At 68.7% G+C, this 10,973-nt stretch carries 10 protein-coding genes and 3 pseudogenes; 5 read left to right on the top strand and 8 right to left on the bottom strand.

Annotated features, from left to right (window positions below; translation table 11 throughout):
* The first annotated feature begins 47 nt into the window (after window positions 1-47).
* A complete protein-coding gene (locus tag QFZ76_RS47595; RefSeq protein ID WP_307679537.1) occupies window positions 48-182 on the top strand; it encodes a hypothetical protein in 135 nt (44 codons plus the stop codon).
* Window positions 183-248: 66 nt separating this feature from the next.
* Here QFZ76_RS47595 and QFZ76_RS47600 read toward each other — a convergent pair whose 3' ends face one another.
* Complete coding sequence (locus QFZ76_RS47600; protein WP_307679538.1) at window positions 249-485, bottom strand: hypothetical protein; 237 nt, start codon at window positions 483-485, stop codon at window positions 249-251.
* A 143-nt stretch (window positions 486-628) separates the two neighbouring features.
* Between QFZ76_RS47600 and QFZ76_RS47605 the strand changes: the two genes are divergently transcribed.
* A complete protein-coding gene (locus tag QFZ76_RS47605; protein ID WP_307679539.1) occupies window positions 629-898 on the top strand; it encodes a hypothetical protein in 270 nt (89 codons plus the stop codon).
* A 1,053-nt stretch (window positions 899-1,951) separates the two neighbouring features.
* Here the strand turns inward: QFZ76_RS47605 and rox are convergent.
* On the bottom strand, window positions 1,952-3,496 hold the full coding sequence (gene rox, locus QFZ76_RS47610; protein WP_307679540.1) for a rifampin monooxygenase: 1,545 nt from the start codon (window positions 3,494-3,496) through the stop codon (window positions 1,952-1,954).
* A 636-nt stretch (window positions 3,497-4,132) separates the two neighbouring features.
* On the opposite strand from rox, the pseudogene QFZ76_RS47615 reads away from it, so the two are divergent.
* A pseudogene (locus QFZ76_RS47615) lies at window positions 4,133-4,280 on the top strand (IS5/IS1182 family transposase); the annotation flags it as partial.
* A gap of 530 nt (window positions 4,281-4,810) precedes the next feature.
* Here the strand turns inward: QFZ76_RS47615 and QFZ76_RS47620 are convergent.
* The 5 genes and pseudogenes from QFZ76_RS47620 to QFZ76_RS47640 all read right to left on the bottom strand — a co-directional run bounded on the left by QFZ76_RS47620 (window position 4,811) and on the right by QFZ76_RS47640 (window position 9,667).
* Window positions 4,811-5,719 carry an SDR family oxidoreductase gene (locus QFZ76_RS47620; RefSeq protein ID WP_307679541.1) on the bottom strand — a complete coding sequence of 303 codons (909 nt, stop codon included), beginning with the start codon at window positions 5,717-5,719 and terminating at the stop codon, window positions 4,811-4,813.
* A 544-nt stretch (window positions 5,720-6,263) separates the two neighbouring features.
* On the bottom strand, window positions 6,264-6,743 hold the full coding sequence (locus tag QFZ76_RS47625; RefSeq protein ID WP_307679542.1) for a MarR family winged helix-turn-helix transcriptional regulator: 480 nt from the start codon (window positions 6,741-6,743) through the stop codon (window positions 6,264-6,266).
* A 10-nt stretch (window positions 6,744-6,753) separates the two neighbouring features.
* Window positions 6,754-7,815, bottom strand: coding sequence for an alkene reductase (locus tag QFZ76_RS47630; protein ID WP_307679543.1), 1,062 nt, complete (start codon window positions 7,813-7,815; stop codon window positions 6,754-6,756).
* A 77-nt stretch (window positions 7,816-7,892) separates the two neighbouring features.
* On the bottom strand, window positions 7,893-8,798 hold the full coding sequence (locus tag QFZ76_RS47635) for an NADP-dependent oxidoreductase (RefSeq protein ID WP_307679544.1): 906 nt from the start codon (window positions 8,796-8,798) through the stop codon (window positions 7,893-7,895).
* Window positions 8,799-9,007: 209 nt separating this feature from the next.
* Window positions 9,008-9,667 (bottom strand): annotated as a pseudogene (locus QFZ76_RS47640) (LLM class flavin-dependent oxidoreductase).
* Between the two features lie 273 nt (window positions 9,668-9,940).
* On the opposite strand from QFZ76_RS47640, the pseudogene QFZ76_RS52055 reads away from it, so the two are divergent.
* Both QFZ76_RS52055 and QFZ76_RS47645 read left to right on the top strand, forming a co-directional pair.
* Window positions 9,941-10,012, top strand: a pseudogene (locus QFZ76_RS52055) (hypothetical protein); the annotation flags it as partial.
* Window positions 10,013-10,088: 76 nt separating this feature from the next.
* A complete protein-coding gene (locus tag QFZ76_RS47645) occupies window positions 10,089-10,397 on the top strand; it encodes an FCD domain-containing protein (protein WP_307679545.1) in 309 nt (102 codons plus the stop codon).
* A 411-nt stretch (window positions 10,398-10,808) separates the two neighbouring features.
* On the opposite strand, the gene QFZ76_RS47650 is transcribed toward QFZ76_RS47645, so the two are convergent.
* Complete coding sequence (locus tag QFZ76_RS47650) at window positions 10,809-10,967, bottom strand: hypothetical protein (RefSeq protein ID WP_307679546.1); 159 nt, start codon at window positions 10,965-10,967, stop codon at window positions 10,809-10,811.
* Window positions 10,968-10,973: the final 6 nt, after the last annotated feature.

Here is a 10,973-nt window from a genome sequence, read left to right on the forward strand (position 1 = left end):
ATGTGACGCCGTTGACACCATGAAGGGTAACGGCGATACGGTCTCCGGTGGTCGCGCTGCACTACGACGAGCCGTGGGCGGTGTTTGAGCCGCTGCTGGCGAAGGTGGAGCGCCGGGTCCGGCATCCGGGGCGCAAGCGGCATCCCGACCGGCTGGTGTTCCGGATCACCAGGTCCCGGTAGCCGCCTCGTAGGGCCCCTGTACTGCGTGTTTCGTCCCTGCCTGTGCCCGATGATCGGGCTCGGACCTCATCGGCACAGGCTGCGCTCGGCGGTCGTGATCAGTGCCGTCGCGGTCTCCTCCACGGACAGGCCACGGCCGGTGTACAGCAGGTCGAAGCCGTCGAAGCTCGTCAGCAGCCACAACAGGTCGGGGGCCTGGTCGGCGGTGGCGTCCGGACGCAGCGCCTCTTGGGCGGCCAGGCCCCTGGCAGGGCCGGGCCGGCCCGTCGGCCCGGCCCTGTTCCATCCGCTGGATCGCGCCACCGACCGCGGAGGCGTCGAGCGGGGCCATCGAGAACAGGACGCGCAACACGTCCCGGTAGGCGGCGTACAACCGGCAAGCCGTATGTGGTGCCGTCGGATACCAGTTCGACGCCGAACGCGGCGCCGTCAGGATCGGCGCGAACATGCTGGACGATCGCGGTCAGGAGCGCCTGTACGTGCGGCATCTGCGAACCAATCCGCAGGCCGCGTTCGTGGTCGACGACCTGCAGGTGGAGCCGTCCTGGGCGCCGAGCGGGATTCTGGTCAAGGGCACGGCCCGTCTGCACACCGAGGGCGGTGAAGTGCTCGGCCCGGGCTTCGTCCCGAACTGGGTGGAGATGTGCCCAGTTGGGTGTCGTCATGGGGAGTGGACACCGACACTACGGATCTCCCCGTGGCCCCGCGAGAAATGAGCGCGATTCAGCAGCAGGGTGAAGATCAGGACTGGAAGCGCATCTGGCCTGGCAGACCGGCGCAGAGGAGGCAGAGGGGGAGGCGGCGATCGTGGTCGTCTTCTGAGGGGTGCCGCCCAGGTCGTCCACGCCGAGCTGGCGGCGCCGATGGGCTTCTCCATCCGCAGCGGTGCCACGTCCGACACGTTGCCGATCAACGTCGTCTCGCCCACCAGGAAGGCCCGACTCGTGATGGAGTCCCTCTCGCGCTTCGGCGCGGTGCGGTCGATTACACCTTGGTGAAGCCAGCGAGGCGTCGTACATGTCAGCCTCGAAGACGACCAGGAAGAAGCTCGTTACGACGTAGTGGACCATTACGTGGTCTTCCCGGCCGTGCGCGGCACAGCGTCGTTCGTGTAGGCAAGGTGACTGTCGGCGCCTTCAGGCTCGGCTGCGATCCTGTCGACGGGACGCAGGAACGGCGGTGCTTGGCGGTCATGGGGCCGCACTCGGCCTGGCCTGGCCGGCCCGGGCCCTGGCCTGGCCGGGCCGGGCCGGCGAGGCTGGTCGAGTCGGCTCCGCCCTGGACCTCCCCAGGGAACTCGCCGCCGAGCGCACTATGTGGTCCCTGGTCGGCGGCAAGTCCCCAGAGGACGCAGCCGACACTGACACCGCCGTGTGCCTGACCCGCACCCATGGGCAGCCACGACCTGCACGAGAACCAGCACGGTCACGCGGCGCGAACCGGTGCCTCGCCCCGCAGGAGCTTCTGCAGATCGCCCGGACCCTCCCGGGCGACCCGGCCTGTCTCGTCCTGGGCGTCCTGGGCGCCGTCTGCGCTCGACCGGCGCCGCCCGGGTACAGGCGCACGTGAGTTCCAGCGATCGTCGTCCGTGCTGACGCGCACGAGCCCGATGAGGGCCAAGTCGCCCACCTCCCGTCCGTAAAACGTCCTGTCAGAGCAAAGCGAACCGCTGGCAGAGAGTGAACGGGATAAGGAACAGCCGAAACAGATGGGCAGTCGCCACTGGCCGTTCGATATTCCTCAAAGCCCTTTCGGTTGCTCAGGCAAAGTCAGCTGGCCGGCTTGCCGAACCAGCGGGAGAGGTGGTCGTCCAGCTCCTGCTGATCGTCGCCGATCCAGGCGACGTGGCCGTCGGGGCGTAGCAGGACGCACGGAAGATCCAGTACCGCAGTGGGATCCCCGAGGTAATCGACCCGGTCTGACCAGCCGCCGACGGTCAGGCGTTCGGTGCGGTCCAGCAGCAGGCCGCGGCCGCGATGCAGCAGAGCGTAGAGGTGGCCGCGTCTCACCTCGATGTCGGGCAGGCGGCGGCCGAGCAGGTCGGGGCCTTCGCCGAAGTCGTAGCGGATGCCGATCGCGGTGATCTTCTCGATCAGATAGCGGTTCACCTCGTCGAAGTCCATCAGTTCGGTGAGTAGCCTGCGCACGGCCTGCGGGCCCGGTTCGGTGGAGTGCAGTTCCATCTGGGCGCGGGTGTTGTCCAGCACGTCCTCGGCGACCGGATGGCGTTCGGCTTGGTAGGTGTCCAGCAGGGGTTTCGGCGCCCAGCCGCGGATTTGTGCGGCCAGTTTCCAGCCGAGGTTGAATGCGTCCTGAATGCCCAGGTTGAGGCCCTGTCCGCCGGTGGGTGGATGGATGTGTGCCGCATCGCCGGCCAGAAACACTCGCCCGACCCGATAGCGTTCGGCCAGCCGGGTGGCATCCCCGAAGCGGGACAACCAGCGCGGGGAGTGCACGCCGAAGTCGGTTCCGGCGATGGTGCGCAGCTGTTGTTTGAAATCCTCGAGGGTGAGCGGTTCCGCGCGATCGCTGACTCCCGCGGCGGGGACTACGACGCTATATGCCCCTCCGCCGAACGGCCTGAGCCAGAATCGCTTATTGGTCTCGCCGATTTCGCTCACCTTGGCCGCAATCTCCTCCTGCGGTACACCCACTTCCATCTCGCCCATCAGCGTCTCGGTCCGCGAGGGCTCACCGGGGAAGCCGACGCCGAGCAGTTTGCGCACCGTACTGCGCCCGCCGTCACAGCCGACGAGATAGCGCGAACGCAGCTGTTCGCCGTCGGCGAGCTCGACGGTCACCCCCTCGTCGTCCTGCTCGAAGGCGGCCACCGCGCAACCGCGCCGGACCTGCGCACCCAGTTGGGTGGCATGTTCTTCGAGCAGGTGAACGATGACCGGCTGCGGGATGCCCAGCAGGTAGGCGTGCGCGGAATCCAGGCCCTGGGGCGCGGGTTTGTTGATGGCGGCGAAGAATCCGCCGGCCGGACGCTGCCTTCCGTGTTCGCGAAGGCGATCCAGCAGTCCGCGCATGGCCATCAGCTCGAGACTGCGAATATGCAGACCGACGATGCGGACGAATGACACGGGCTCGGTTTCCTTCTCCAGAACGAGTACCCGCACACCGTGCAGCCGCAGTTCGGCGGCCAGCATCGCGCCAGTCGGCCCGCACCCGGCAATGATCACGTCGAACAGGAGGGGCGCGCGATCGGGGCCGGAGGCCGACGACCGGAGTCCGGGGACGTCGCCCGCAGTGAAGTCGCGCTCGACCGTGTCGTCCGACGACGGCTCGGCGGTGAACTGCGGAGAGGGCATAGGTGTTGCCTTTCGGGAGTGCCTTGTTGGCGAGGCACTCCCGGCGACAACTACGTCAATCGCCCGACCGTGACGGGAAGGGGGAGCACCCACATCGATACAGCGTTCATGGGTCTCACCTCCTCGGGCGGTGTCACTGTCACAGTCAAACTGCAAGCTACAAGCCCGACAGCACCCCGTCCAATCCTTTCCCAGCCAGGTGATCACGACTCCAAACGGGCCCGTGCGGTTGGAGGGCGAATCCGGCATGGCGGCCCGGCTGTTCCCGGTCACCGTCACCGTCACCGTCCCGGTCACGGTCGACGGCTGATCCTGGCCGCCCCGAGGCGGACCGGATCTCGGAAGCCGCTGCGCGCTGGAATCGGAGGCGCTCGACGAGCGCGAGCGGCTGCGCGAGGCCCACGAGCAGGGTGAGCGGCCGCCTCGCGCGGCTACTTTGCACCGTGGGTGAGAGACAGGAGCCCTGGGCCGAGACACCCCGCGTCCGAGCCACCCGTACAGGTCACATAACTCCGACCAGCGCCGTCGCGTCCGGCAACTGCGCGGCCCCGGCCACCACCTCCGGGAACGCCGGCGTTCCGTATCGAGTGACTTGTTGTCGTTTTACCGTTGAGTAAGCGCGTCCCGTAATCGGTCGAGTCCGCGGCCGACCGCATCATTTGACCACCTCGGCCCCCGGCTCGTGCTCCAGCCTCGTCGGCGGTTCCGCAAGGACACCGTGCTCATCGTGGACGGCACCCTGGTGCCCACTCGCGATCATTCGATCGCCGAACAGTCCAATTCGTCCCAGCGCCCCATCTCAACCGGACGCGCACCGGTCGAACACGGCTTCGCTCACCTCAAGAACTGACGGATCCTCACCAATCTCCGCATCGACCCTGCCTGCACCCCCCGCCTCCTGCGCGCCCTGCTCGTTCTGACCAACCTCGAAGTCAACCGCTGACAGACGATCTACTCCGTAGACTGCCGCCCGCCACCAGCCAGAGCACGCCGAGAACCGGTCACACCAGCCCTTTGACCTGCGGCTTCAAGTTGGCGGATGCAGAACTGCGCAGGCCGAAGCAGGCGAGCAATCGAAGCTGGACGAGCTCGGTCGGGCTGCGGGCGTCGCGCTCGATTCTCTGGGGAGCGACTGTGGTGCGAGGCTTGCCGAGAGGGCTTCATCCAGCTCAGCGCCGGTTCGGGTGGCCTGGCTGCAGTCGGCCCGGCAGGTCCCATTCCGGGTGCGGTAGGAACGTATGGCGATCTGTCACAGCGGTCCCTGCACTCATCGGTTGGCCCCCGCCCGGGCGGCGGGATCGGGATGCGGGCCGGTCACCGGTGCCGTGTCTTGGTCAGCTCGTCGGTGTACCGGGCGAGGGCCTCTTCGGCCGTGGGGACGGGACCGAACAGCTGTTCCTGGCGACGGGGGTCGGCGACGTAGCGGCCGGTGTCGAACCAGCTGAACATCGCGGCCATGTCCTTGACCAGGGGCATGAAGCGGCCGGCGACGGCTCCTGCGGCGCGGGTGACCATCGAAGGGACGGCCCACACCTTGATCTTCTTTCCGGCCCGGCTGCCCATCAGGTCGGCCATCTCGCGCATGCTGACGGGACGGTCCCAGCCGATGTCGATGCGCTCACCGTTGTCGGCCTCGGCGTCGACGGCGGCCGCCAGGTAGGCCGCGAGGTCGGAGGTGTGGACGAAGGTCAGCGGGACGGTGGCCTTGCTCATCCAGATCAGGCGGCCCTTGTCGATCGGGTCGCCCGCCATGGTCGCGATCTGGTCGAGAAACGCCCCGGGGCGCAGTGCGACGAAGGGGACGCCGAGCTGTTCGAGTTTGTCCTCGGCGATCTTCTTGTGCCAGAAGTGCGGGACGTGGGGTGTCTGGTCGCTGGTGAGGATGCTGGTCAGGACGAAGCGTCGGATGCCGGTGCGGTGGGCGGCCTCGGCGAGGTTGGCGTTGCCGACGGTGTCGATGTCGTGGGCGTTCTTGCCGCCGCGGGTGTAGCCGGCGGCGGTGGTGATGACGGCGTCGGCGCCGTTCATGGCGGCGACAAGGGAGTCGAGGTCGAGCATGTCGCCGCGGGCGATCTCGACACCCCGGCTTTCCAGCTTGCTCGCGTCGGTGGTCGGCCGGACCAGGGCGCGGACGTTCTTGCCGCGCTTGAGCAGTTCGTCGACGACCTTGCCCCCGAGGGAGCCGGTCGCGCCGACGACGAGGACGGGGAGGGTGGTGGTCATGGGGGGGTCTCACTTTCCATCAGGTCAGGAGTGGGGGGATTGGGTGGGCGGGGAAGCGGTGGCCGGACGTGGGCGCCGTCGACCCGGGTCGCTCAGGGGGCGGGTCTGTGGTGGGCGGATCCGCGGCGCGGGGCGCGAGTCACCGCCGGCCTTCGGGGCCTGCCGAGGTCGGAGGTGATCCGGAGCGGAGGCGGGTGGTGCGGCGGTCCGCGATGTACAGCCGACCGGCGACGGTGGAAGGGCTCGCTGTCCCGCGGGGCCGTTGCCCTTCCCCGGACGAGTTCCGTCCTGCTTCCACCGGGACAGCTCGCCCTTGGCCTGACGCTGAGGCCGCTCACCCCCGTTCTGCCTCACGTACGGGGGTGAGCGGGGCCCCGCCACATCCGCCGGCTCGGCTCACCGGGCTTCTTCCGACAGTCGGGGAGTCGGGCTCCGTTCAGCACGGGCCTTCGTGAGCCGAGTGCGCTGCAACACTGTCCACTTCGCAGGAACGCCGGAAACGATTCGCACTCCAGGCCGGAACCGGGGTGCAAGGCGAGGGGAGTTACTCGGACTCTTCCCGCGGAAGGCCGCGGCTGTTGATCGCGTCGGCGACGGCGTAGGCGGTGCGGATGAAGGACTCTGTCTGCTGTGCCGACAGGTTCCGCGTGGAGGTCTCCTCCAGGGCCTGCCACATGGCTGCGATGGGCTCGCGCATGGCACGGCCTTTGTCGGTGAGGTGGACGACCATGACGCGCCGGTCGTGTGCGGCCGGCTCGCGGACGAGCAGGCCGGCGTCCTGCATGCGGCGTAGCGCCTTGGAGATGGTGGAGTGGTCCAGGCCGACGCTTTCGAGCAGCTCGGACTGGGTCTGGCCGTCCCGGTCGAAGAGGTGCATCAGCAGCAGTTCCTGGCCGAGATGCAGATCCATCTCGCGGAGTATGGCGGCGGCGCGGGCGCGGTGAGCGCGGGCGAGCTGGTAGATCGCGTAGCTCATCGGTCCCTCGCCGGCCGTAGAGGGGATGCTAGGTGTGGGGGCAGGCATGGTCGGTTCCTCAGACGGTGTAGGTGGGGTAGTCGGTGTAGCCGGCCACTCCGCCGCCGTAGAAGGTCGCCGGGTCGGGGGTGTTCAGCGGCGCGTCAGAGCGTAGCCGCTCGACCAGGTCCGGGTTGGCGAGCGCGAGGGCGCCGACGGAAACAAGGTCGGCCGTGCCGTGGTCGATGTCCTTGGCGCGGGTGGGCAGGTCGGTGCCGGCCCGGTTGAGGATCAGCGCGGTCGGCCACAGCGCGCGCAGGGTGCCCAGCAGAGCGTCGTCGCCCGCGTGCATCACGTGCAGGTAGGCGAGACCGAGCGGACTGAGGGCGCGCACAAGCGCCGGATACAGCTCGGCGGTGTCGGACTCGGCGATGTCGTTGAAGGGGTTGCCGGGGGAGATACGCAGGCCGGTGCGGTCGGCGCCGATCTCGCCGGCCACGGCAGCGGCGACCTCGACGGCGAAGCGGATGCGGTTGTCGAGGGAGCCGCCGTAGTGGTCGGTGCGCTGGTTGGTGTTGTCGGACAGGAACTGGTGCACCAGGTAGCCGTTGGCGCCGTGGATCTCCACGCCGTCGGCGCCCGCCACGACGGCAGCCGCCGCGGCGCGGCGGAAGTCGTCGACGGTCGCCGCGATCTCCTGCGTCGACAGAGCCCGGGGTGTCGGCATCTCCTGGGGCCCGGACGCGGTGAACATCGCGCCTTCCGGCCGGATCGCCGAAGGGGCGACCGGCTGGCGCCCGTGTGGAGTGTTGTCGGGGTGGGCGATGCGTCCGGTGTGCATCAGCTGGATGACGATCCGGCCGTCGGCCGCGTGCACGGCGTCGGTGACCTTGCGCCACCCGGCGATCTGCTCGTCATTGTGGATGCCGGGGGTGAGGAGGTAGCCCTGGCCGTCGGTGGAGGGCTGGGTTCCCTCGGTGATGATGAGTGCGTGCGAGGCCCGCTGGGCGTAGTACTCGGCGTTCAGCTCGGTCGGTACGCCTTCGGGTGTGGAGCGGTCACGGGTCATGGGGGCCATGACCAGGCGGTGCTGGAGGGACATGTCACCGACGGTGGTCGATGTCCACAGGGAGTTCAGCATGAATGATCCTTCGGGCGGTGATGAACATGTGGTGGCTTGGGAAGGCAGGGGCGTGGCGGAAGGAGTGGCGGGCGTGATCAGTCGACGGTGAGGACGAGCTTGCCCCGGACATGCCCGGCGTCGCTGACCTGCTGGGCCGTGGCGGCCTGGGCGAGCGGGTAGGCGGTGACGGTGGTGACGACCTTGCCGGTCGCGGCGTCCTGGGCCAGCGCGGCCAGGTCGGCGGCGGAGCGTTCCCGGGGACTGCTGGAGAAGGTGATGCCGAGCTGGTACGCGCTGAAGTCGGCGATGGTGACGATGCGTTCGGTGCCGCCGCGCAGGGTGATGGAGTCCTCAAGGGCTCCCTTCCCGGCCAGGTCGAACACCGCGTCCACACCGTCGGGGGCGAGCGTCTGGACGCGCTCCACCAGGCCCTCGCCATAGAGGGTCGCGGTGGCGCCGAGTGCGGTGAGGTATTCCTGGTTGGCGGGGCCGGCGGTGCCGATGACACGTGCTCCGCGGGCCGTGGCGAGCTGGACCGCCAGGGTGCCGACCGCTCCGGCCGCGCCGTGCATCAGTACGGTCTCCCCGGCGACGACGCCGAGCAGGTCAAGAACCCGCTCGGCCGTCGCGCCCGCCGTGGGCAGCGCGGCCGCGTGCTGCCAGTCGAGGCCGGCGGGCTTGGGGGCCACGGTGGTGGCCAGCGCGTACTGGGCGTACGAGCCGGTGTCCGACCAGCCCAGCACCTCATCGCCCACCTGCACGTCCTGCACGCCCTCACCCAGGGCGTCCACCACGCCGGCGAGCTCGCCACCGGGGATGGCGGGCAGCGGCGTGGGGAACACGGCCTCCATGGCCCCGGAGCGGATCTTGCCGTCCAGCGCATTCAGCCCGGCCGCCTTGACGCGGACGCGGACCTGCCCGGGGCCGGGCTGCGGGACCTCGATGTCGGCCTCACGCAGCACTTCCGTGCCTCCGAAACGGTCGAACAGGATGGCTTTCATGACGACTCCTTTCGTGTCACCACCCAGTTAGGTGGCTGGACACATAATCAAGGTACCAGTAAACATGTGGCTGGCCAAGTATTCGCGTGGCTGGCCAAGTATTTGCTGCCGCTCGGGTCGCACAAGATCGGTCGCGGTCGCGTCGGTCTCCTCGGGGCAGCGGTCGAAGCGGGAGGCGCCGGCCGGGGCGCGCCTTGCGCGGCCAAGGGCTACCTCGACTGGAAGCTGGACGACCGGGCCGGCCAGACCGAGCGGCGCGCGGCTCCGTTCTGGTTCAGGGCCCGGACCGGCTCGCACTGGCTGCCCTCGTCCAGGAAACGGCGCCGCTGAAGGGCGGCCTGGCGGGAGGGGGCGATGGTCGGTATGAAGCCGGCGAGCATCTTCACCTCGTCCGGATCGCGTCCGGCGCGCTTGGCGGCGTCCCGCAGGGCCTGGCGCTGGGCCCGGGCGTCCTCGATGGTGTACGGGTTGGCGTAGACGCCGCCGGCGTAACGGCCCGCGAGTTCCAGGCCGTAACTGCCGCCGCCCGCCTGGAAGATGACTGGCTGGCCCTGCTCGGACGGGGGGATGGGCAGCGGGCCGCAGGAGGCGGCGTGCTTGCCCTGCAGGTTGACCGGCTGGATCTTGTCCATGTCGGCGAACCGCTTGCCGTCGACATCAAGAAGCCAGGCGTCCTTCTCTCAGCTGCCCCACAGCCCCTGCACGATCTGGATGACCTCGTGGGCACGCTCGTACTTCTCCGCGCGCGGCGGGATCGTCGCGCCGAAGTTCGCCGTGGCGGCGGGGTCGGAGGTGGTCACCGCGTTCCAGCCGGCCCGGCCATGGCTGATCACGTCCAGGGCCTTGAACTGGCGGGCGAGTCGATCCAGGCGTTGCGGATCGAGGAGCTGATCGGAACGACGCCTTCGTAGAGTTGGTGATCTTCACTGCGGAGAAAGGAACGGTCAGGGGGCTATGGCAGGACAGAACCTGTTCTTCAGCAAGAGCGACCTCGCCTACGCAGAACTCCGCGATCGGATCCTCTTTGGCACTCTTCCATCACGCCCCTGCGCGAGGCCATCCGCCGCCTCAGCAGCGAGGGACTTGTCACCGTCGACACTCACCGCGACGTCGACACCCACCGCGACGTCCGGGTCTCCGTCATGAACTCGAAAGAGGCCCGCCAGCTGTTCGAGGTCCGCCTGTCCCTGGACCCGACCGCCGCGGAACTTGCCGCCCAGCGACGGACTGACGACGACATCGCCACGATGCAGGCCGCGCCGTCGACAAGCTCCTCCCCGTCACCTGCCAATGGGGGGAGAGGCACTCACGGCCCACCGCGCCTTCCACCAGGCGGTGTACCGGGCCTCGCACAACGATGTCCTCATCCGTCTCCTGGACGACCTGTGGGACAAGTCCGACCGCTACCGGCGCCTCGGCCTCGAACTCCCGCCCGGTGACGAACCCCGCACCCGGGACCTTCAGGAGCACCACCAACTTGTCTCCCTGATCGTGGACGGCCGCGCCGCGGAAGCCGCCCAGCTGATGCGAGGCCACATCACCCACAGCCTCACCGCCAGGCCATCAGCGCCCTCGAAGACCGCGAGGGCATTCGCGTGACGTGACGCGCGGCGACCGGCGCTGTCGTGATGCATTGGGGGAGGACTGATGGAAATGCGTGAGCTGGAGTATCTCCTGGCAGTCGTCGACTCCGGCGGCTTCAACCGTGCCTTGGCCCTTGCACGTCTTGCAGCCGCCCTGAGCCCTGAGCCCTGAGCCCTGACATAGTGTTTGGCAGTCTGCCTGCAGCATCGTTGACGGACACCATGTGGAGTCACAAACGAGCGGGGCGGTGGCTCGGCGACCGGGGCATCTCACGATTGGCCGCACGAGCCGCCTCGAGCTCTTCGGTGCGTTCGTCGAGTTCGCCCTGCTTGTTCGACAACTGCTGTTCCAGCGTGGTGATCCGCCGCTGGAGGTGATCAACATCGGCCGACGCTCCGAGCCCGGAATCCGCACCTCTGCCTTCAGTCAACGGGGCATGCCGAGGGTGACGACCTGGCGGCTGCGGCAGATCACTGTGACGGCTTGCTGGATCTGTGTTCGGTCCTCGTCGGAGAGGTCGTCAAGGTCAGTGCGGACGCGCCGGATCAGCCGCCGTACACGAGTGATCTCCTCATCGGGCGGCATTGCCTC

The organism is Streptomyces sp. V4I2 (genome assembly GCF_030817655.1).
GTDB classification, from domain to species: Bacteria; Actinomycetota; Actinomycetes; order Streptomycetales; family Streptomycetaceae; genus Streptomyces; species Streptomyces plumbiresistens.

What these genes read in the sequence shown, in the direction of transcription:
- QFZ76_RS47645 (WP_307679545.1), top strand. Translation starts at nt 10,089, where the DNA reads ATGGGGGGAGAGGCACTCACGGCCCACCGCGCCTTCCACCAGGCGGTG.
- QFZ76_RS47625 (WP_307679542.1), bottom strand. Translation starts at nt 6,743, where the DNA reads ATGCCTGCCCCCACACCTAGCATCCCCTCTACGGCCGGCGAGGGACCG.
- QFZ76_RS47630 (WP_307679543.1), bottom strand. Translation starts at nt 7,815, where the DNA reads ATGCTGAACTCCCTGTGGACATCGACCACCGTCGGTGACATGTCCCTC.
- QFZ76_RS47605 (WP_307679539.1), top strand. Translation starts at nt 629, where the DNA reads ATGCTGGACGATCGCGGTCAGGAGCGCCTGTACGTGCGGCATCTGCGA.
- QFZ76_RS47620 (WP_307679541.1), bottom strand. Translation starts at nt 5,719, where the DNA reads ATGACCACCACCCTCCCCGTCCTCGTCGTCGGCGCGACCGGCTCCCTC.
- rox (WP_307679540.1), bottom strand. Translation starts at nt 3,496, where the DNA reads ATGCCCTCTCCGCAGTTCACCGCCGAGCCGTCGTCGGACGACACGGTC.
- QFZ76_RS47635 (WP_307679544.1), bottom strand. Translation starts at nt 8,798, where the DNA reads ATGAAAGCCATCCTGTTCGACCGTTTCGGAGGCACGGAAGTGCTGCGT.
- QFZ76_RS47650 (WP_307679546.1), bottom strand. Translation starts at nt 10,967, where the DNA reads ATGCCGCCCGATGAGGAGATCACTCGTGTACGGCGGCTGATCCGGCGC.